Raw genomic sequence first — 19,986 nt, 5'->3', positions numbered from 1 at the left:
TGTTTGCCCATTAGGCCGCCTGGGCGCCGGTCCGACCATCATTCCTTGGTCGCAAACGCCTAAGCCCAAAGAGCGGGAACACCGTGCATCCAGTGGCCGGAACGGTCTAGGGGCTGCGGACCAGGCCAGGCGACTGCGTATGACATCCGGGCCCTAAGTCGCAACGACTTCGATACAACGAGCAATAGCAACAGTATGGCGTCCCCCCTAAAAAGGCAGCTCCCGATCATCAAGGAGTGACACCATGCGCCGCCTGCTAACCGGCCTGCTGCTCGGAGCCCTGCTGTCCAGTACCACCTTGGCCGACACCATCAAGATCGGCCTGAACTACCCGCGTACCGGCAACTACAAGGATGAGGGGCTGGAGCTCCGACGCGGTGCCCTGCTGGCAGTCGACGAGGTCAATCGCACCGGCGGAGTACTCGGCAAGCCGCTCGAATTGCTCGGAGAGAACACCGCCTCCCGGGCCGAACAGGCAAGGGACAATGTCGACAGCTTCGCTGACGCTGGCGCGCGTATGGTCTTCGGCGGCGCGACCAGCGAGGAGGCCATCGCCGCCGGCCAGCGCGCCCGTGAGCGCGGCCTGCTGTACTTCGCCACCCTCAGCTACGCCAACGACGTCACCGGTAGCCAGGGCCATCGCTACCTGTTCCGCGAGTCCAACAGCGCATGGATGAGCGCCCGTGTACTGGGCGAATACCTCGCGTGGCACATGCCACGCCGGCAGTATCACTACATCCTGATCGACGATGCCTGGGGCCGGAGCATGGAGGCGGCACTACGCCAGGCCACCAGCAGCAGCGACCGCGCGCGCCACGGGCGCACCGCATTGCCCACCGGGCTGGTACGCCGCGAGCAGTATCAGGAGGCATTGCGCAAGGCGGCCAACAGCGAGGCCGACATGCTGGTACTGGTACTGCTCGGCGACAACCTGCAGCGCAGCATGCGCATGGTCCACAACATGGGCCTGAAGAAGCGCATGCAGGTGATCGTGCCCAACCTGACGAAGAGCGTGGTGCAGCAGAGCGGGCCATTGATCATGGAGGATGTGATCGGCACCGAAGCCTGGACCTGGGATCTGCCTCGCCAGGAAGGCAACGCAGCCGGCGAGCACTTCGTGCAGGCGTACATCGACCAGCATCGCGAGTACCCAGGCAGCACCAGCGCTTCGGCATATGCCATCGTCCTCCAATGGGTCGACGCCGTCCGCCGTACCGGCAGCCTTGACAGCGAGCGACTGATCTCGGCCCTCGAAGACCACCGCTACACGCTGCTCAAGGAGCAACAGCAATGGCGCGGCTTCGACCACCAGAACGTCCAGAGCATCTACGCGGTACGGGTACGCAGTCGCGAGCAGATCATGCGCGACCCGCTCAAGCAGGACTATTTCGAGATCATCCATCGCATGGAGGGCGAAAGCGCGGCTCCCAGCCTGGAAGACTGGCAGCAGGAACGGGGCGAGCAACTGACTCTGCAATGATGCTGCGCTAGACTCGCGCCCCGGCGAGCCGCAAGGCACGCCCATCGCCTGCAGTCTGGAGTAGCAATGTTCACCTCCCCCGGCCCTCAAGCGGCCACTCTTTGCGGCCTTGCGGCCATCGTCCTGTGGAGCACCATCGTCGGCCTGATCCGCGGGGTCAGCGAACACTTCGGCGCCATCGGCGGCGCTGCACTGATCTATACGGTCGGCGCCCTGCTGCTGCTCCCTCTTTTGGGCCGCCCGCGCCTGCGCGGCTTTCCGCGCATCTATCTGGTACTCGGTAGCATCCTCTTCGTCGCCTACGAGTTGTGCCTGTCGCTGTCGCTGGGCTTCGCCCACAACCGCGCGCAGGCAATCGAACTGAGCATCCTCAACTACCTGTGGCCCTGCTTCACCATCGTCTTCGCCATTCTGCTCAACGGCCAGAAGGCCCGCTGGCCGATCATTCCGGGAATCGCCCTGGCCTTGGCAGGCATCACCTGGGTCATCAGCGGCGATCAGGAAATCTCCCTGCAGCGCATCCTCGGCAATGTGCAAAGCAACCCGCTGAGCTACGGCCTGGCCTTCTCCGGCGCGGTGATCTGGGGCCTCTACTGCAGCGCGACCAAGCGTTACGCAGACGGCCGCAACGGCGTAGTGCTGTTCTTCATGCTGGTCGCCGCGACGCTATGGGTGAAGTACGCTTTCAGCGCACAGCCGGCCTTGAGCTTCAACCTCCCAGCCTCGCTGGAGCTGCTCGGCGCTGCGGCGGCAATGGCATTCGGCTATGCGCTGTGGAACGTGGGCCTGCTGCGCGGCAACCTGACGCTGATGGCGTCGGCCTCCTATTTCACGCCAGTGCTGTCAGCGCTTTTCGCTATGGCCTGGCTGGACACCCAACTGACATCAGCCTTCTGGCAAGGCGTGGCGATGGTTACCGGCGGCTCGCTGTTGTGCTGGCTGGCCACACGGGAGACCGCCGCGCACTGACGAATAGCCTGCGCCTAAGCGCTTGATAACGCGCGTTTTTGTCCGCCAGGCGGGGTTGACAGCCGATATCGACAAGAGAATAATGCGCGCCACTCGGCTACATAGCTCAGTCGGTTAGAGCGCAGCATTCATAATGCTGATGTCCCAGGTTCAAGTCCCGGTGTAGCCACCATACAAAACAAAGGGTTAGCGAAAGCTAGCCCTTTGTCGTTTCTGGGGGTGTCCGCATCTTGCCCAGTCAGCTTGGCCAACGGCGAGAGTGTAAGCGCGGTCGAAAAGTGATCAGGAGCCCAGTGCAAATAGCGCATTGTCATCTTGATATCACCGTGGCCAAGGATACGCTGCTGGGCCAAGATGCCCCCAAACATGTAATGACTGGCAAACGTGTGCCGCTGGACATGCGTCATCTGCCCAGGCGTATGCACGCCCCACTCCTATCAGCCTCCCGAAATACCGCCCAGCAAGAGCCGCTTAGTAACCCCCGTAAAGCGCCGCTTAACGGCAGCAACTCGTTATGCAGCCTTGCTTCCTTGTCTTAGTAGCTTGAAAGTCAAAACACCGCCAAAAACCTGAAACACACTACCTACGAAATTTAACCAAAAATATCTTGTCGGTGATATTACGACATACAACACCCTAGATATTCCAATGCGATATTCATCATTTTCAGGATATGACAGATATACTCTGGCTGTATCGCTGCCCCATTTAAGTTTTCCCTCTACAGGGACCTTGGGCACCTTGAGCCCCTACTCTCTAAAGATACAAAATCAACACCCAACTGAACCAGCCACACAAAAATATTGACGCAATTAAGAATTCAAGCATAGCCATGAGCATCTTGCGCCTTTGGCAAAAATGCCTGACAAGGGATCGCTCCTCCCCCGAGCGAACACCTTGAACCACTCTCTAGACTTGGCTCACTCCACCAGAGCGCTGCTTTGTCTCTTGGCTCTTATGAGATTTACCAACGCACGTATAGCAGAGTCAATTATGCCAATGGCACCGATAAAAATCACCGACAACCCAAGACCACCTGAGCCAGATTTGTAAATAAGCAAGCCAACCAATGAGGCCGCCACCCATATTGCAATACCGATAAGATTTTTTTGAATCTCTCCGAGGGCGGCAGTGCTTTGTATTTTGATTTCAGATGTTGCTTAAGCATGAGAAGCTCCTTTTCTACATTTTATATATGAATTTATCTAGAGCACATCGACCAGCTCGCTTGAGCTCAAATCATCTTTTCCTGGTGTAGAAATTAAAACTTTCCGTAACATCTATCGACAGGGCGCGAGCTCTACTAAACTCAGCATCCGTTATGCGCCTGCCAATGAACTCCTCCCACCGCTTTACATGGGAGGATTCTTTTTCAATGACGCCTGGAAATGACTGAATAACACACCACTCCAACTCGAAGCCTGGTATGTGATCAATGCACTCATAAGCATCAATTATATCCACATTACCTGTTTTAATAGCCTCAATAGTACCAGATATAGCCTTACCATAGTCCTCTGGCGTTACATCCCCCTCCGGAATGTATAGCAAATCAACTACAGCATTTCGCGCACTCTCATGCTGAGCTTTGACTTTCTGCTTGCCGCCCAACATATTTCTTACGCGACTCCTTACGGCAATAGCGTGCCTAAACTGCTCCTCGCTGTACTCGTCAAACATAGCTTCTATCAGATAGTTACAGCTATCAAGAAGCTCTTTGGCCTGACTCCGGCTTAGCTTATCCACGTCGGATAGGGTCTGAAAATCCAAAGGGTGCATTTCGCTCATTCAATATCCCCTTAACAGGCAGGCTTAATAATTAAACTAACGAACTGGCAAAGCGCAACTCTTGAGCAACCGGCCAAAAGCAAGCGAAAACTTAGTGCATCACTACAAAATAGCCGGCGCTTTTATAATTTTTACCGCGCTCTGAATGAAGGCAATCCCCCTCAATGAGCCCGCCACTCTATCAAACACCTTGAACACAACAAAAAACACTACGCATCTGACTGCAAACTCAGTCAATCCTGGCATAAAGCTGGCCACTAGCATTGGAATAAAATCAGCATCGCCTCCTATTTATCCAACATTTAACTTTAATGACTTTACCTCTGTAAAAGCCCCTGCAAATTGAAGGATTAGCGAGATAGGGATAAGCATTTAGCCGAGCGTCCTTTTCTGCTCTTTAGATGACTGATATAAGTAGGCACCAGAAGTGGCGTGAATATTTTCCACCACTTACTTTTGCATAACGTTCCTTGTCGAGCACCAAACCCTTGATTTTCCCCTCTTGCATCGGCTCGAACGCGGGCAGAGCGATAGTGGACAACTCCAAGGGGCCAGCATGGCGACAGCGCAACGGTACGACCGTAGCGGGATAGCTGTCCATGGGAAGAGCTGCTTTTAATAATGCTGATGTCCCAAGCTTATGGCTACCATAAAAAACAAGGGATTGGCTCCAGCCCTATTGCTATTTCCAAGGCTGCCTTCTGAAAAAATGCTTTGTACGGTTATTGGCGAATAGGTCATTCCAATAGCACGATACAAAGCCAATGCGTCTGAATATCTTGAATCCCCCCAGCCCTATGATTCACTCTGCTGCTCTGCAGCTACCCGGCAAGACCTGTAAGACGGGTGATAGTGGAAGGGAATTGATGGCTCGCCTGTAAAGGGACTTTTGAATGCACAGTAGGAACGAAAGGATGCCTCTCACCTTGACAATACCGCACCAACTCATGAGCTGGATGAGTCATTCAGAGCCGGACACTGATCGTCTAGCTGCGGCCAGCCTTGCTTTGGCGCTGTTTCTGGTACCGCCCCATGCCATAGCCCACTCTTCCAAGCCATCCACTACATTGGGCACCACCTCCTGCTCTTCACTCGAAGAAAGGTCGAAGCCCAATCTCGTATACGAGTCGGTCATCTGGACCGAGGGTTTCCTGAGCGCTCAGCACCCGGAGATTCCCGAGTGGGAGAGTACGATCAGCGAGAAATTCAGCCGCGCTCAAAAAGAGGCTTTCATAATTTCGTTTTGCCGGGGATTCAAAGAGGCGACAATCCGTGACGCGGCAAGCTCTCTGGTACATGTTCTAGAACAGGGAATCGTGTACGGTCCGAGAAAGCTCTAACCGAGCAGTGCAGCAAACAGCAACGCAGCTCACATCATGTATACCTGGACAGATTCCCAATCAAGGAGGGGCCATGCACCTGGAGCTGGAAAAACTACCTACCCCGACAAGAAGAAAAAGAAGGAGCCCCTGGCGCTACCTTCTGATGCTCATTGCCATATCCATAGGCCCCTTGGTGGCGCTGGCCTACGTTTACACTCAGGGCCCGGGTAGCGAGATCAAGCTCAACAGGCTTTCGGATGTTTTTTCGACGTACAGTGACTCGACGGAATCCAGACCCGGCCTCAACTCGATCACGCCCGCTAGCGAGCAGTCGTCGGAAATAACCCAGGTTCTTAGCAAGCTTCTGGGTGACGGCAAAAGCGCGGTCAGTGGTGCAGCGCAGACCATCACGCCAGGCCAGCTAAAGCAGGATACCCGGCGCCCCATGAAGGAATGCATCAAGCCAGGGAACATCATCGATGATGAGGTGAAGGGGTGCGTCGAGGGCACACTAGCCAAAGACTGGTGAGATTGAGAGAGACGACAGTTGCTAGTGGCGTGATAGGTCAGCCCTCTTATTACCTTCGGAACATGAGCGCTGCCCTCTCAGCTTTACGATCACTAGCCGACACCGCAGAGGCTGATGTGCTCGGCAACCTCGCCAGCCGTTCGAGCCTGCTCGCAGGCTCAGCCACCATATTTCGATTGAGCATTTGCCCCCAAGGGCGTCTCTATTGGCTAACGCTATTCAGCGTCCGCCTTACATTTCGGATACCAGCATGAGAGATGACTTCGAGAATATTCGCGCCGAGCGCGACCTACCGTATCGCCCCAGTACATCCAGTTCGAACTATGCCGGGTTATGGAAGCAGATCGCCCTGGGTATCGTGGTTGGCTATTCGGTGCTAGGAGTGCTCAGCGCTGCCGGCTGGTGGATGTTCGCCAAGCTGGCCCTGAGCGGATTGCAGATCACCTCGCAATGACACCTAGCGTCGCTGCCCACGACCTGCCAACAACAGGCCGCTGACGATCAGTGCGCCACCCGACCAGTGATAGGGCTGCAGGCCTTCGCCCAGAAGTATCCAACCGAGGATCGCGGTGAACACCGGCATCATGTAATTGCTCATGGCGGTATGTGCCGGGCCCAGCTCGCGCAGACCGATATTCCAGAGCTGATAGGCAAGCACCGAGGCGAACAGTGCCGTGTAGCCGATGGCCGCGAGATTGGCCAGGCTCGGCGAGAAACGAGAGCCCTGGGCCAATTCCCACAAGTAGAGTGGGCTCAGCATCAACAATCCCAGCGCCACCTGCGCACCGAGCAGAGTGAAAGGTGGCACCTGCAGGCGTGTACTCCAGCGCCGCAACAGCAGCGAGTACAGAGCCCACACCAGCGTTGCAATCACCATCAACAGGTCACCGCGAGCAAAGGACAGGTTAGCCAGCACCTGCAAGTCGCCACGCCCGATCAGCCAGAGCAGCCCGAGGAACGCCAGCACCAGACCGAGCCAGGCACGCCGGGGTGGCCATTCGCCCAGCAGCAGGCCCGCACCGATGAAGGTGGCCAGCGGCAGGCAAGTGCTGACCAGGCTGATATTGATCGCCACCGTGCTGCCGGCCGCGGTATAGAGCAGGCCGTTGTAGGTGGTGATGGCCATGAGGGCGAGCAGCCACAGCCGCCAGCCGGCGCCGCGCAGCGCCAATCGGTGCTGCCACAATGAACGACCTACCAGCGGCAGGAGAATGCTCAGGGCCACCGCCCAGCGCCAGAAGGCCAGCGAGAACGGCGGGATGGCTCCGGTAAAGGCCCGAGCAACCAGCGCATTGCCCGCCCAGAACAGGCTGGCCAGGGCCAAGCCGGCCCATGCGAGAAGTGCCGCCCGAGGCATCAGCCCGCCCCGAGTGGGCGCAGTCGGTATTGTGGCGGTAGTTGCTCCAGACCACTGACGGTGACGTTGAGGTTCTTCCAACGACCGTCCTTGATGCCATAGATACAACCGTGCACGGCCAGCTCCTGGCCCCGATGCCAGGCGTTCTGGACGATGGTGGTGTGACCGACGTTGGCTACCTGCTGGATCACGTTCAGCTCGCACAGGCGATCCACCTGCGCCTCACCGCCGTCGAACTGGGCGAGGTGCTCGCGGTGCTCGTAGTAGAGATCACGGATCGAGCGCAGCCAGCCGTCGATCAGGCCGAACTGTCGGTCCTGCATGGCCGCGCGCACGCCACCGCAACCGTAGTGGCCGGTGACCAGGATGTGCTTCACCTTGAGCACGTCCACCGCATACTGGATCACCGACAGGCAGTTGAGGTCGGTGTGCAGCACCACGTTGGCGACGTTGCGGTGGACGAAGATATCGCCAGGCAACAAGCCGACAATTTCATTGGCCGGCACACGGGCGTCCGAGCAGCCGATCCACAGGAACTCCGGCGTCTGCTGCTTGGCCAGTTTGGCGAAGAAGTCCGGGTCCTTCTCGGTAATCGACTCGGCCCATCGGGCGTTGTTGTCGAACAGCTGCTGCAGGTCGCTCATGTCATGGTCCTTCCCGCCGCCGCAGGCGCTATTCGATCAGGGTGCAGGCCATGACCAACGCGTCTTCGCGGCCGCCAGGGGCCGGATAGTAGTCGCGGCGCCGGCCGATCTCGTTGAAGCCGTAGCGCTCGTACAGGCGGTAGGCTCCCTGGTTGCTGGCGCGCACCTCGAGGAAGCACTCTCCCGCCTTGAGCTGCATGGCGCGGCTCATCAGATGCTCCAGCAGCTTCAGGCCCAGGCCCTTGCCTTGGCTCTGCGGGCGCACGGTGATGTTGAGCAGATGGGCTTCATCGAGGATCACCTGGATGATGCCGTGGCCGATCTGCTCGTCGCCGTCGAGCATCAGCCAGCAGTCGTAGGACTTGAGGCCGTCGGCGAACAGGTTACGGTTCCAGGGGTGGCTGAACGCGGCGCTCTCGATCTGCACCACGCGGTCGAGGTCCGCCTCGGTCATCGGCCGGAAGCTGATCATGTCGCTCATACGCCCGGCCTCCAGCGCGGCATCACCCGGCGCATGGCGCGCCACAGCTCGGCCTTGCGTTGCGGCTCGTCCATCAGCAGTTCCAGGCTGGGCAATGCCCATGCGGCGCCCAGGCCTTCGACTTGCAGCTCGCGGTTGTAGGCGTCCTCGTCCGCCTCGCCGGCGAAGCGCACCGCTGGCAGGCCGACCAGCCAAAGGCAGCGGCACGGCTCGGCCTCCAACTGGCCGGCCAGCACGCCCTGCACGTAGTCGCGGGCGGAATCAGGGCCCTGATCCATGTTGCCGCGGGTGAGCAACGGCCAGCGGATCGGCGAGCCATCGCCGACCTGTTGCGGGGCATCCGGCAGGCCGGCGGCGCGCAGCAGGTCCTTGAGCAGCAGATAGGAAGGGTCACGGCTCTGGAAGGGCTCGCCGGTGGCCAACTCGACCAGCAGCGCGCAATCGCCGGCGCGCAGCAGCTGCAGAGCGAAGCGCGGCGGCGGTATGACCGGCTTGGCCTCCACCACCGGCGCCTCTTCCACCTCGATCTTGGTCTCGGGCTTAGCGAAGACCTTGGAAGCAGCGCTGGGGCGCGGCACTTCGATAGCCGGCCGAGCCACGGGCTGCGGCACAGGCTCCGGCGCCGCGACAGGCGCAGCCGCTGCGACTTCGACAACGGCGCTCTGCGGCTCGACCTCAGGCTCCGCATGCGGCTGCAGCAGCTCGGGGCGCGAGGGCGCGGCGAATGGCAGCTCCACACGCGGCAGCCAACTGGCCACCTGCATGGCACTCAGATAGGCGCGGCGACGCAATTCGGCGATCACGAACGCACCTGCGAAAAATCAATGGAGTGGATGCGGCTCAAGGGCGCTGGCCTTTCACGGGAACGCATGGCCGGGCATTGTCGCGTGAAACGCCGCGAGCGGAAAGCCGCCCTGCGCAAAGCCGCCAACAAGAATGGCGGACCGGAATGCACAAGGCCCGCCGATTGGCGGGCCTTGTGAGGGGGGATCAGAGAGCCTGATCCCAGGGACGGTCGCCGTGCTCGTCCTTGATGCGGGTTGGCAGGCCCATGCCGTCGAGGAGCTTGAGGAACGGCTCAGCCGGCAGTTCCTCGACGTTGACCATGCGCAGCGCATCCCACTCGCCACGGGCTACCAGCAAGGCAGCGGCGACCGGCGGTACGCCGGCGGTGTAGGAGATACCCTGGCTGTCGGTCTCGGCGAAGGCTTCGGCGTGGTCGGCCACGTTGTAGATGAACAGCTCGCGCGGCTCACCATCCTTGCTGCCTTTGACCAGGTCGCCGATGCAGGTCTTGCCGCTGTAGCCCGGCGCCAGCGAGGAAGGATCCGGCAGCACGGCCTTGACCAGCTTGAGCGGGATCACCTGTTGCCCTTCGGCGGTGGTGACGGGCTGCTCGGAGAGCAGGCCGAGGTTCTTCAGCACGGTGAAGACGTTGATGTAGTGGTCGCCGAAGCTCATCCAGAAGCGCACGTTCGGCACGTTCAGATGCTTGGACAACGAATGCACTTCATCGTGGCCGGTCAGGTACAGGTTCTGCACGCCAACCACCGGCAGATCGTCGGTGCGTTTGACTTCGAACATGCTGTTACTGGTCCACTGGCTGTTCTGCCAGCTCCAGACCTGACCGGTGAATTCGCGGAAGTTGATTTCCGGGTCGAAATTGGTGGCGAAGTACTTGCCGTGGGAACCGGCGTTGACGTCGAGGATGTCGATCGACTCGATCTTGTCGAAGTACTGTTGTTGCGCCAGTGCGGCGTAGGCGTTGACCACACCCGGGTCGAAGCCGACGCCGAGAATCGCGGTGATGCCCTTCTCCTGGCACTCGGCCAGGTGCTTCCACTCGTAGTTGCCATACCACGGCGGGGTTTCGCAGATCTTGCTCGGGTCCTCGTGGATCGCGGTGTCCAGGTAGGCGACACCGGTGTCGATGCAGGCACGCAGCACGGACATGTTGAGGAAGGCGGAGCCGACGTTGATGACGATCTGCGATTCGGTTTCGCGGATCAGTGCCTTGGTCGCTTCCACGTCCAAGGCATTCAGCGCGTAGGCGCGGATATCCGCGGGCTGCTTCAGGCTGTCTTTAGCCTGCACGCTGTCGATGATGGCCTGGCATTTGGAGATGTTGCGCGACGCAATAGCAATGCGACCTAACTCGTCATTGTGTTGCGCACACTTATGGGCCACCACCTTGGCAACACCTCCTGCACCAATGATAAGAACGTTCTTCTTCAATTCGTTATCTCTCCTTTACCCGGGCCAGCCTCAGGAGAGGCTGGAGAGGTAATCGTCAAAGGTAAATTCGCGAACCACCTCGACGCTGCCGTCGAGTTGCTTCACCACAATGGCCGGCATTTTCAGGCCGTTGAACCAGTTCTTCTTGACCATGGTGTAACCCGCCGCATCGATGAACGACAGACGATCGCCGATGGCCAGCGGACGATCGAATTGGTATTCGCCGAAGATGTCGCCGGCCAGACAGGACTTACCGCACACCATCCAGGTGTGCTCGCCGTCGTTGGGCGCCATCTTGGCGTTGAGGCGGTAGATCAGCAGATCGAGCATGTGCGCCTCGATCGAGCTGTCGACCACCGCGAGGTTCTTGCCGTTGTACAGGGTGTCGAGCACGGTGACTTCGAGCGACGCACTCATGGTGATCGCCGCTTCGCCCGGCTCCAGGTAGACCTGCACGCCGTACTTGTCGGAGAAGGCCTTGAGCCGCGCGCAGAAGGCGTCCAGTGGATAGCCCTCGCCGGTGAAGTGGATGCCGCCGCCGAGGCTGACCCACTCGACCTGGGCGATCAGGTGGCCGAAGCGCTCCTCGATGGTGGTCAGCATCTTGTCGAACAGCTCGAAGCTGCCGTTCTCGCAGTTGTTGTGGAACATGAAGCCGCTGATCTTGCCCATCACCGGGGCGATCTTCTCGGCGTCCCACTCGCCCAGGCGGCTGAACGGCCGCGCCGGGTCGGCCAGCAGGTAGTCGGAGCTGCTCACCTGCGGGTTGACGCGCAGGCCGCGGATGGTGCCCTCGGTAGCCGCTTCAAAACGCTCCAGCTGGCTGATCGAGTTGAAGATGATCTTGTCGCAGTTGGCGACCATCTCTTCGATCTCGTCATCGGCCCAGCCCACGCTGTAGGCATGGGTCTCGCCGGCGAACTTCTGCCGGCCGAGCTTGAGCTCATATAAGGAAGAGGAGGTGGTGCCGTCCATGTACTGCTGCATCAGGTCGAACACCGACCAGGTGGCGAAGCACTTGAGCGCCAGCAGTGCCTTGGCGCCGGAGTGTTCGCGCACGTAGGCGATCTTCTCCAGGTTGGCCATCAGCTTCTGCTTGTCGATGAGGTAGTACGGCGTCTTGATCATCTCGTAGCCCCGGTCGATGGAGGGACGGGCGCCCCCCGAAAAATGGACGCGAATTGTGCCGACAACCGGCGCATATCGAAAGAGCGATGGCTGAATTTCGATCAATGGCGACGCATGCGAGCATGCCGGCCGGGCATGACCGCGACATGACAGACGCGGGTATCGTCCGGGGCTCGATACGCTACAATCCGCCGCTTTCAATCAATGGATAACCGGGCCCGCGATGATCGATCCCAAGCGCGTACTGCGCGCCCTCGCCGAGCACTGGACGCTGCTCGAACCGCTGTGCGAGCGCTTCGATACCGGCACCCTGAGCTTGGTCGAGCTGCGCAACCAGCTCGGAGCGCAACTGCCCGAGGGCAGCCCCGCAGACATCACCGCCCTGCTCGACCAGTGGATCCGCCTGGACATCCTGGTGCCGGTGGCCAAGAGCCCCAACCGCTTCGAGCTGAACGCGCAGATCCACGACTTCCTCGCCTACCTGCGCCGTGAGCACCGCTTGGGGTTGTGCCTGGAGATCGAAGCCTACCTGCGCCACCTGGAGCGCCTGGCCGGCTATATCCAGGACGCCTTCGAAGTGCGTGACGGCAACGACCTGGCACGCCAGCTGCGCCTGCTCGACATGCGCGTGCGCGATGTACTGAAGAAGCTGGCCAACGACGAGCAGGCCCTGGTCGGCGTGGCCGAGCGGGCCAAGACGTCTGACCGGCAGATTCCGCTACGCCAGCGCTACGCCGAAGTGCTGGCGACCTGGGACGAATACGTCGAGCCGATGATCCAGCTGGTCTCCGCCGACGGCGCCTTCGAGCAGGGCGTGCGCCGCGTCGAACAGGTACTGCTGCGCCTGCTCGGCGAGCAGCAACGCCTCGGCCAACTGGTCGACGACGACCTGCTGCTGCGCACCCACGCGCGCATCCTGGAGATGCAGACCGTCGCCCAGCTGACTCTGCGCAAGGCTCGCGAGCTGCTGCTGCCGCTGCGCGAGGAAGCACGCCGGCACAACGCCGTGACCCGTGGCGCCGCGCTGGCCCTGTCGGTGATCCGCAAGAAGGGCCTGGACGCCCTGCCGCAGGCTTCGCTGCCGCTGTTCACCCGGCCGCAGAGCACCTTCCTCGGCACCGCCAGCCAGGTGGAGAGCTACGTCTACGCCCTGGCCCGCTTCCAGCCCAAGCCCAACCAGTTCCCGCGCGCCAGTGGCTCGCGCAAGGGAGCACCGCCCAAGGCGCCACGCACCGCGCGCGAGATGATCGAGCGCTGCGAGCAGGCCCTGCCACTGCCGGACCTGATGGTCTGGCTGCTGGAACAGGAGCCGGAAGGCGCCACCGACGAGCTCCTCTACTGGTTCTCGCGGCTGTCGCGTGACGGCCGCTTCCAGCGCGAGCGCCTCGAGCGCCGCGACTACCTCACCCGCGAGCATCAGGTCAGCCTGAGCTCCTATGCCCTGATCAAGCCGGCCGGGACCTCCGCATGAATATCGATCTGAAAGAACTTACCCAGCTCGCGCCGATCTTCCGCGAGCTGTTCAAGGGCTACCACATCAGCCGCGCCGCCCCCGAGCTGTACACCCAGCTCTCCAACCAGCAGGACGCCTACCGCGCGCTGTTCAAGTCGCTGGGCTACGAGCTGGTCTGCGACAGCCGTGGCTTCTACTACTTCGTCCCCGAGCAGATGGGCGCCCAGGTCAACAAGACCGCCCAGCGCCTGGCACTGTTCACCTTCATCCTGGTCGAGCATCTGGCCGACCAGGGCCGCGACCCGCTGGCCGTGCTCGACGGTGGCAGCCTCGGTCGCGACGAGCTGCCGCCGCTGCTGGAGAAGTACAAGGACCTGTTCCTGCAGGCCGAGGTCACCACCCAAGACGAGCTGGAAGAGAAGATCATGCGCCGCATGACCCAGCTCGGCTTCGCCAGCGAGGAGAACGGCGTGTACCGCTTCCTCGCGCCGATGCACCGCTTCCTCGACGTGTGCCTGTCGGTGCAGCAGGACCGCGACCTGGCGGCCAGCCTGCACAGCAACCTGCCGCTGCCGACGCCGGAGCTGGTGGTCGACGACGCCGAAGAAGACATCGTGCGCATCGAGCCGCTGCCCGCTGCCAGCGAGGAATCGGAAGAATCCGAGGAAGAAGCCCTGGCCCGTGCCATGGCCGAGGAACGTGACGCCCAGGAGATCGACGCATGAGCCAGGAACGCTACGGCATCCGCCGCTTCGCCCTGCTGAACACCGCCGGCTACAGCCTCGGCATCTTCCCGCTGGAGAACCCACTGTCGGTCTACGGCGCCAACAACCTGGGCAAGTCGGCGTCGATCAACGCCCTGCAGTTCCCGATCCTCGCGCGCATGTCGGACATGAGCTTCGGCAAGTACAGCCTGGAAGCCTCGCGCAAGTTCTACTTTGCCTCGGACACCAGCTACATCCTGGTGGAAGTCGCCCTGCCCCACGGCCCACACGTGATCGGCGTGGCCGGTCGCGGCCCGGGCGGCGGCTTCGGCCACCAGTTCTTCGCCTACCAAGGCGAGCTGGACCTGGCCCACTATCAGCAGGACGGCATCTGCCTGCGCCAGCGCGAGCTGTTCAAGAACCTCGGTCAGGCCGGCATCACTCCCTACGAGCTGAAGCCCGAGGAACTACGCCGCCTGCTGGTTGGCGGCCACACCAGCATCCCGCTGGACCTGACCCTGATCCCGCTGCGCTCCACCAGCGAGCAGAGCCTGAAGACCTTCCGCGCGCTGTTCATCAACCTGCTGCATATGCGCGAGATCACTGCGGCCAAGCTCAAGCAGCTGTTCCTCGATGCCTTCGAGCACAGCCTGCGTTCGGGCAGCGTCGACTACATCGCCGCCACCGAAGAAGCCTTCCGCGACGTGCGCCGCATGGAGCAGGACTACCAGGCGCTGGTCGCCGCCGGCCCCTTGGTCGAAGCACTGTCCGGCGGCGTCGCCCAGCGCGAACTGCTGCGCGGCAAGCTGCATCGCCTGTCGCCGCTGCTGGATAACCTGCTCGGCGCCTGGCAGGACTACTCCGGCGCACGCAAGGAAGAGCTGGTGATCCAGGCCGAGCACTACCGCCGCGAGCAGGACGGCCTGCAGAACGAGCAGCGTGGCGGCACCGCCGAGCTGATGCGCCTGGAGCGCGAGATCAGCGAGATCCAGCGCTGGCTCGGTGAGCTGTCCGTGCTGAAGAATCGCTTCGCCCTGGTCGACAACGCCAAGGTGCTGGAAGAGCAGCTGCTTGCCGCCAAGGACGCCCACGACGAACTGGCCGGCGCCCTGGCGCAATCGCGGCAGTTCTCCGCCGAGGATCTGGACGAGCGCCTGCGCGACCTGGAGAAGCGCCTGAAGTCGGTCAAGCAGCAGCTCGACCACGCCGACAACAACAGTTACTCGCGCCTGCGCGAGGAGTTCAGCCAGGCCGACGTCGATCGTCTGATGCGCCTGTTCAACGGCCAGCTGTTCAGCCTGCCGCTGGGTGAGAAAGGCATCCAGGCCGAGGGCGACGATTGGGTCAAGGCGGTCGAGGCCGTGCTGGATCGCTTCAAGGGCGACACCTTCGCCGTGCCGGGCCTGTCCATCGACCTCTCGCACATCGAGCCGCCGGCCCTGCAGGCCCTGGCCGACCGCGCCGCCCTGCGCGACCAGAAGGACCGCCTGGAGCGCGAGCTCAAGCAGCTCAAGACCCAGCAGGCCGTGGCCAACGACCGCGCGGCGAGCAAGGCCCAGGCCGAGCAGCTGTACCAGGCCGTGCTGGATGCGCAGAAGGCCCTGGAAGACTTCCGCCGCAGCCAGACCCTGAGCGCCGAGGAGCCGAGCAAGCTGGAGCAGCTGGCCGAGGCCGAGGCTGCCCAGGACGAGCTCAAGCGCGCCTCCGATGCCTTCACCGAGCGCGTGCAGCAGCTGTCCGCCAAGCTGCAGCTGGTCGGCCGCCAACTGGCCGATCTGGAAGCCAAGGAACGTACTCTGGAAGACGCTCTCCGTCGTCGCCAACTGCTGCCGGCCGATCTGCCGTTCGGCACGCCGTTCATGGAACCAGTCGACGACAGCCTGGAGAACCTGCTGCCGCTGCTCAACGACTACCAGGACAGCTGGCAGGCGCTGCAGCGCATCGATGGCCAGATCGACGCGCTGTATGCGCAGGTGCGCCTCAAGGGCGTGGCCAAGTTCGACAGCGAGGACGATCCGGAGCGTCGCCTGCAACTGCTGGTCAACGCCTATGCGCATCGCCAGGACGAGGCCCTCACGCTAGCCAAGGCGCGCCGCGCCGCGGTCACCGATATCGCCCGTACCCTGCGCAACATCCGCAGCGACTACGACAACCTGGAACACCAGCTGGCGCTGTTCAACCGCGAGATCAACAAGCGCCAGGTATCCAACCTGGAGAGCTTCCGCATCGTCCTGGCACCCAACCGCGACGCGCTCAAGCACATCGACCAGATCATCCACAGCGCCGGCCAGTACGAGGAAGGCGAAACCCTGTCGGTGTTCGACCTCTCGCAGAGCGCCGAGCAGGATGCGAAGAACGAGGAAGCCAAGGACTACCTGTCGCGCCTGGTGGCCGCCAACGGCAACCAGCTAGGGCTCAAGGACCTGTTCGAACTGGCCTTCGAGATCACCAAGGTCGGCGGTCAGCCGGTGATGCACACCGACATCGATGGCGCCGCGTCCAACGGCACCACCATGACCATCAAGGCGCTGACCAACATGTACCTGCTGCTGCACCTGATGGATCGCGAGCAGGCCGGCAAGGTGCGTCTGCCCTACTACCTCGACGAGGCCGCGGACATCGACGAGCGCAACCAGCAGGCGCTGATCGAGACCAGCCTGCAGCTGGGCTTCGTGCCGATTCTGGCGTCAGTGAAACCGCAGGTATCGGCCCACGTGGCCATCGACCTGGAAGGCGGCAGCGGCCCCAACGGCATCTACATCGACGAGGCCGACTGGAAGTTCATCAAGCGTCGCGAAACCGCCAAGGCGACCGAGGAACAGGCCGAGCCGGCCTGACTCTTCCGCGCAAACGAAAAGGGCCGCTCATGCGGCCCTTTTTCTTGGGAGTGGATCAATCGTCCTGGTGATCCTGGAGGATCTGGCCATTGGTGGCGTCCAGTTCCAGGTCCCACTTCACGCCCTGGGCGTCACGCACTTCCACCTGGTAGATGTAGCGGCCGTATTCCTCTTCCAGCTCGGTCTCGGTGACCTGGCCGCCGGGGTGCTTGGCCAGGGCGGCGGCATTGAGCTTGTCGAAGCTCTGGATGGTGCCGGCATCGCGCAGCTTGAGCGCTTCGTCCGGGCCGAGGTCACGGGCCTGGGCGATACCGGCAGTGGCAGCGAGGGTAGTGATGGCGAAAAGGGCAGTCAGCTTGTTCATCGTGTTTCTCCGTCGGGAGTAATTGGTTTCGACGGGAATCAAGATAGCCAAGCCGACTTAAGCCAAGCTGAATCCGCTTAATTCTCCAGGCGAATCTTCGGCGCCCAATTCAGCCACTCTTCATTCACCTCGTCATTCAGGGCGAAGGTCTGCCCGGGCTGAGCCGGGCCACCCATGACCGCGTTGTCCGGCGTGGCGAAGGCGATACCGCCCTCCAGCAGCGCCTCCAGCGACTCGGTACGCACCTTCACGCCCTTGAACAGGCCGGCGTCCACGCCGATGCCACTGGCGTTCCAGAAACGAGTGCCGCTGCGCACCAGGGGGGCGTAACGCGGCTCGATCAGTACATGGATCAGCACGCGATCCGAAGTCGGGCCCAGCTCGAAATCGGTGACCTTGCCCACCGGAATCTCGCGATAGCTGACCACCACGCCAGGCTTGATCGACCCTCGGCGAGCAGTGCTCAGCACCAAGCGCAGGCCCTCGGCTCGCGCAGCAACCGTCGGCGCCTGCTTGCGTATCTCGAAGTAGTTCTGCACCTTGCCGGCCTTGGTCGCCGGCTGCACCTCAATGTACTGACCGCTGACCAAGGTCTCCAGGTTAGCGGTGCGCACCAATCCCAACTCCGGTTTTACCACCCAGAACTCGCTGCCAGCCGCAGCGACGCGCCCAGTCGCCTTGATGATTCGAGCATTGAGTAGTACTGCCTGCAGATCGTCGGTCAGCTCTACAGTCTCCACCTTGCCAACTTCGATCCCCTTGAAGCGGATCTGCGTCCCTGGGTTGATGCCGTCGCCAGTTGGCACCTTGATCTGAATAGCCACCCCTTCCTGCAGAGCGACATCGCGGTCCTCGTGCAGAGTGAAGCGCTGGATCTTGCGATTGACCGGCGCCCCCATATTAGGTGTCTCGAAAGTCACACCGCCGGCTAGGAGGGTCTGCAGAGATTCACTCTTGACCTCGATGCCGGAAGAAATGCCGCCTTTCAGGGTAATACCGCTAGAGTTCCAAAACCGGGTGGAGCTATTCACCAGATTGGCGTAGATCGGTTCGATGTGCGCCCCAAGCACGACGCGCTTGCGATCGCGGGAAAACTGGAAGCTCTGGATAGTCCCGACCTTTACCTGTCGATAGAGGATGGGGCTACCGACCTCCAGCGAGCCCAGAGTGTCGGCAAACAACACCAGATGCAGGCCAGGCGCGTCGATATCCAGCGGCGGCGCTTTGGCCCGGGCAACGAAGTCGCGCGCGGGTGGCTTACCCTTCTCGCCGGGCTTGATTGCAATGTAATTGCCCTTGACCAGGGCCTCCAGACCAGTAATCCCAGCCAGAGAAATGGACGGTTTGACCATCCAGAACTCGGCTCCTTCGGTCAGGTAGTCCTCTGCTTTGGGGTCAAGGGTAAGATCCACCGATGCAGAGGCTAGGTCATCATTGACTTTGATTGTCTTAACGAAACCGACCTGAATACCCTTGTACATCACTGGAGTACGGCCCGCCTCGACCCCTTCGAAGTCCTGCAGTTTAAGGGTCGCCTTGATACCAGCCTGAGCCGCATCGAAGTCATCATAAAGACGGAAAGGTAGGCTCGGGTCCGTGGGAGGACTGTCTTTGCGGTGTTCGGGGGTCGCGAACGCAATGCCCCCCGCAACGATGCTAGTCAGGGACTCAGTACGCACTTTCACTCCCGAGAGACCCGCGTCAATAGTTACACCGCTCGCATTCCAGAAACGCGTGTGCTTGCGTACCAGACTGGCAAACTCGGGCTGAATGAAGACCTGGATTTCCACCGTGGTCTGATCCTGAGCCAGCTTGTAGCTTTTTACACGGCCGACTTGAATCTGCTTATAAAAGACCGGGCTGTCACGATTGATTGAGCCCAGGCGATCGGCCTTGAGGGTCAGGTGAAGTCCTGGGACCAAATCAGAGAGGGGAGGCTGCTCGGCGAGAGCAACGAATTTGCGCGTCGGCTCACCATCGCCAGGACTGGCGGTAATGTAGTTGCCCGAGACCAGGGTCTCCAAACCAGTGATCCCGGCCAGCGAGACACTGGGCTTGACCAGCCAGAAGCGAGTATTGCTGCGCAGGTGGTCCTCTACCCGTTTATCCATCTCGATGGTGACCCGGACCCCACGCTCCTTGCCGTGGTCGTCCAGCTCCATGCCGATTACCTTACCAATCGACATGCCTTTGTACATGACCTCGGTCTTGTTGACCTGAATGCCATCTCCTGAAGGGAAGAATATCTGGATCTCGATCCCGGCCTGACTGTAAGCCTTGTAGGCCAACCACCCACCTATAAGAAGGGCAATCAAGGGGAGAACCCAGATAGCGGACCAGTTGGTGGTGCGGCGGGTCTTCGCTGTATTCAGCTCGGTCATGCAGGAAGGCTCCATTCCTTTCGAGGCAGATCGAGAGCCCCCTTGCGATGGCCGCAGGAATGACCTCCATCTTAATCAAGCAGTTCTTCGCTATCGCGTAAACAGCAGGCGCAAGCCTAACGCATGCCAAGATCTCCTGCATGCCGCCGTCGCTTCTGATTTTTCCGCGCACAAAAGCCAAACCCCCACCCGATTGCTCGGATGGGGGTTTGGGGATAGGAGCTTGACGATGACCTACTCTCACATGGGGAAACCCCACACTACCATCGGCGATGCGTCGTTTCACTACTGAGTTCGGGAAGGGATCAGGTGGT

General features: G+C 61.0%; 17 protein-coding genes, 1 tRNA gene, 1 rRNA gene and 1 pseudogene. 8 read left to right on the top strand and 12 right to left on the bottom strand.

Translation table 11 applies throughout. The annotated features are described in order from the left end of the window. Positions 1-244 precede the first annotated feature (244 nt). From IB234_RS06495 to IB234_RS06485, 3 genes are all read left to right on the top strand, one after another. Complete coding sequence (locus IB234_RS06495; RefSeq protein ID WP_192315651.1) at positions 245-1,480, top strand: ABC transporter substrate-binding protein; 1,236 nt, start codon at positions 245-247, stop codon at positions 1,478-1,480. Between the two features lie 66 nt (positions 1,481-1,546). Beyond that, on the top strand, positions 1,547-2,449 hold the full coding sequence (yddG, locus tag IB234_RS06490) for an aromatic amino acid DMT transporter YddG (protein WP_192315648.1): 903 nt from the start codon (positions 1,547-1,549) through the stop codon (positions 2,447-2,449). A gap of 95 nt (positions 2,450-2,544) precedes the next feature. Continuing rightward, positions 2,545-2,621 (top strand) — tRNA-Met (locus IB234_RS06485). Here the strand turns inward: IB234_RS06485 and IB234_RS23915 are convergent. From IB234_RS23915 to IB234_RS06475, 3 genes and pseudogenes are all read right to left on the bottom strand, one after another. Beyond that, a pseudogene (locus tag IB234_RS23915) lies at positions 2,578-2,930 on the bottom strand (hypothetical protein); the annotation flags it as partial. The gene IB234_RS06485 and the pseudogene IB234_RS23915 sit on opposite strands and share 44 nt — an antisense overlap. A 758-nt stretch (positions 2,931-3,688) precedes the next feature. Next, the gene (locus IB234_RS06480) at positions 3,689-4,237 is read right to left on the bottom strand and encodes a hypothetical protein (protein ID WP_192315637.1); all 549 of its coding nucleotides are present in this window, start codon (positions 4,235-4,237) and stop codon (positions 3,689-3,691) included. A gap of 397 nt (positions 4,238-4,634) precedes the next feature. Then, entirely contained in the window at positions 4,635-4,838 is a 204-nt protein-coding gene (locus IB234_RS06475; RefSeq protein ID WP_192315634.1) for a hypothetical protein, read from the bottom strand. Positions 4,839-5,650: 812 nt separating this feature from the next. Here IB234_RS06475 and IB234_RS06470 point away from each other — a divergent pair. Continuing rightward, positions 5,651-6,088, top strand: a complete 438-nt coding sequence (locus tag IB234_RS06470) for a hypothetical protein (RefSeq protein ID WP_192315632.1) — start codon at positions 5,651-5,653, stop codon at positions 6,086-6,088. Between the two features lie 250 nt (positions 6,089-6,338). Next, positions 6,339-6,542, top strand: a complete 204-nt coding sequence (locus IB234_RS06465) for a hypothetical protein (RefSeq protein WP_192315630.1) — start codon at positions 6,339-6,341, stop codon at positions 6,540-6,542. Positions 6,543-6,545: 3 nt separating this feature from the next. Here the strand turns inward: IB234_RS06465 and IB234_RS06460 are convergent, their stop codons facing one another. From IB234_RS06460 to IB234_RS06435, 6 genes are all read right to left on the bottom strand, one after another. Further along, on the bottom strand, positions 6,546-7,445 hold the full coding sequence (locus IB234_RS06460; protein ID WP_192315628.1) for a DMT family transporter: 900 nt from the start codon (positions 7,443-7,445) through the stop codon (positions 6,546-6,548). Further along, a complete protein-coding gene (gene can, locus IB234_RS06455; RefSeq protein WP_192315626.1) occupies positions 7,445-8,089 on the bottom strand; it encodes a carbonate dehydratase in 645 nt (214 codons plus the stop codon). The genes IB234_RS06460 and can overlap by 1 nt, the downstream gene beginning before the upstream one ends. Positions 8,090-8,117: 28 nt before the next feature. Continuing rightward, positions 8,118-8,570, bottom strand: coding sequence for a ribosomal protein S18-alanine N-acetyltransferase (gene rimI, locus IB234_RS06450; protein ID WP_192315624.1), 453 nt, complete (start codon positions 8,568-8,570; stop codon positions 8,118-8,120). Next, positions 8,567-9,373: an energy transducer TonB gene (locus IB234_RS06445; RefSeq protein WP_192315622.1), complete on the bottom strand. Its 807-nt coding sequence runs from the start codon at positions 9,371-9,373 to the stop codon at positions 8,567-8,569. Before IB234_RS06445 ends, rimI begins: the two co-directional genes overlap by 4 nt. Positions 9,374-9,560: 187 nt before the next feature. Then, the gene (locus tag IB234_RS06440) at positions 9,561-10,805 is read right to left on the bottom strand and encodes a saccharopine dehydrogenase family protein (protein ID WP_192315620.1); all 1,245 of its coding nucleotides are present in this window, start codon (positions 10,803-10,805) and stop codon (positions 9,561-9,563) included. Positions 10,806-10,835: 30 nt separating this feature from the next. Further along, on the bottom strand, positions 10,836-11,933 hold the full coding sequence (locus IB234_RS06435) for a carboxynorspermidine decarboxylase (RefSeq protein ID WP_192315618.1): 1,098 nt from the start codon (positions 11,931-11,933) through the stop codon (positions 10,836-10,838). Between the two features lie 223 nt (positions 11,934-12,156). Between IB234_RS06435 and mksB the strand changes: the two genes are divergently transcribed. From mksB to mksF, 3 genes are read left to right on the top strand one after another with little or no spacing between them, the layout of a single operon-like run. Next, positions 12,157-13,404 (top strand): Mks condensin complex protein MksB, encoded by a 1,248-nt coding sequence (mksB, locus tag IB234_RS06430; RefSeq protein WP_192315616.1) that lies wholly within the window; start codon positions 12,157-12,159, stop codon positions 13,402-13,404. After that, positions 13,401-14,111 (top strand): Mks condensin complex protein MksE, encoded by a 711-nt coding sequence (gene mksE, locus IB234_RS06425; protein ID WP_192315614.1) that lies wholly within the window; start codon positions 13,401-13,403, stop codon positions 14,109-14,111. Before mksB ends, mksE begins: the two co-directional genes overlap by 4 nt. Next, on the top strand, positions 14,108-16,927 hold the full coding sequence (gene mksF, locus IB234_RS06420; protein ID WP_192315612.1) for an Mks condensin complex protein MksF: 2,820 nt from the start codon (positions 14,108-14,110) through the stop codon (positions 16,925-16,927). The genes mksE and mksF overlap by 4 nt, the downstream gene beginning before the upstream one ends. A gap of 55 nt (positions 16,928-16,982) precedes the next feature. Here mksF and IB234_RS06415 read toward each other — a convergent pair whose 3' ends face one another. The 3 genes from IB234_RS06415 to rrf all read right to left on the bottom strand — a co-directional run. Then, positions 16,983-17,291, bottom strand: coding sequence for a PepSY domain-containing protein (locus IB234_RS06415; protein WP_021701515.1), 309 nt, complete (start codon positions 17,289-17,291; stop codon positions 16,983-16,985). Positions 17,292-17,368: 77 nt separating this feature from the next. After that, a complete protein-coding gene (locus tag IB234_RS06410) occupies positions 17,369-19,672 on the bottom strand; it encodes a PqiB family protein (protein WP_192315610.1) in 2,304 nt (767 codons plus the stop codon). Positions 19,673-19,893: 221 nt separating this feature from the next. Then, positions 19,894-19,986, bottom strand: a 5S ribosomal RNA gene (gene rrf / locus IB234_RS06405); the annotation flags it as partial.

It is taken from the genome of Pseudomonas sp. PDM16, assembly GCF_014851865.1.
GTDB lineage: Bacteria > Pseudomonadota > Gammaproteobacteria > Pseudomonadales > Pseudomonadaceae > Aquipseudomonas.
The sequence above is the reverse complement of the archived record's forward strand: the minus strand, read 5'-3'. Positions and strand labels throughout refer to the sequence as shown.

Bases quoted from the DNA above. Each gene is read 5' to 3' on its own strand.
- IB234_RS06435 (WP_192315618.1), bottom strand. From the start codon at position 11,933: ATGATCAAGACGCCGTACTACCTCATCGACAAGCAGAAGCTGATGGCC.
- mksB (WP_192315616.1), top strand. From the start codon at position 12,157: ATGATCGATCCCAAGCGCGTACTGCGCGCCCTCGCCGAGCACTGGACG.
- IB234_RS06480 (WP_192315637.1), bottom strand. From the start codon at position 4,237: ATGAGCGAAATGCACCCTTTGGATTTTCAGACCCTATCCGACGTGGAT.
- rimI (WP_192315624.1), bottom strand. From the start codon at position 8,570: ATGAGCGACATGATCAGCTTCCGGCCGATGACCGAGGCGGACCTCGAC.
- IB234_RS06410 (WP_192315610.1), bottom strand. From the start codon at position 19,672: ATGACCGAGCTGAATACAGCGAAGACCCGCCGCACCACCAACTGGTCC.
- IB234_RS06470 (WP_192315632.1), top strand. From the start codon at position 5,651: ATGCACCTGGAGCTGGAAAAACTACCTACCCCGACAAGAAGAAAAAGA.
- IB234_RS06495 (WP_192315651.1), top strand. From the start codon at position 245: ATGCGCCGCCTGCTAACCGGCCTGCTGCTCGGAGCCCTGCTGTCCAGT.
- mksF (WP_192315612.1), top strand. From the start codon at position 14,108: ATGAGCCAGGAACGCTACGGCATCCGCCGCTTCGCCCTGCTGAACACC.
- mksE (WP_192315614.1), top strand. From the start codon at position 13,401: ATGAATATCGATCTGAAAGAACTTACCCAGCTCGCGCCGATCTTCCGC.
- IB234_RS06475 (WP_192315634.1), bottom strand. From the start codon at position 4,838: ATGGACAGCTATCCCGCTACGGTCGTACCGTTGCGCTGTCGCCATGCT.
- IB234_RS06465 (WP_192315630.1), top strand. From the start codon at position 6,339: ATGAGAGATGACTTCGAGAATATTCGCGCCGAGCGCGACCTACCGTAT.
- yddG (WP_192315648.1), top strand. From the start codon at position 1,547: ATGTTCACCTCCCCCGGCCCTCAAGCGGCCACTCTTTGCGGCCTTGCG.
- IB234_RS06415 (WP_021701515.1), bottom strand. From the start codon at position 17,291: ATGAACAAGCTGACTGCCCTTTTCGCCATCACTACCCTCGCTGCCACT.
- IB234_RS06460 (WP_192315628.1), bottom strand. From the start codon at position 7,445: ATGCCTCGGGCGGCACTTCTCGCATGGGCCGGCTTGGCCCTGGCCAGC.
- can (WP_192315626.1), bottom strand. From the start codon at position 8,089: ATGAGCGACCTGCAGCAGCTGTTCGACAACAACGCCCGATGGGCCGAG.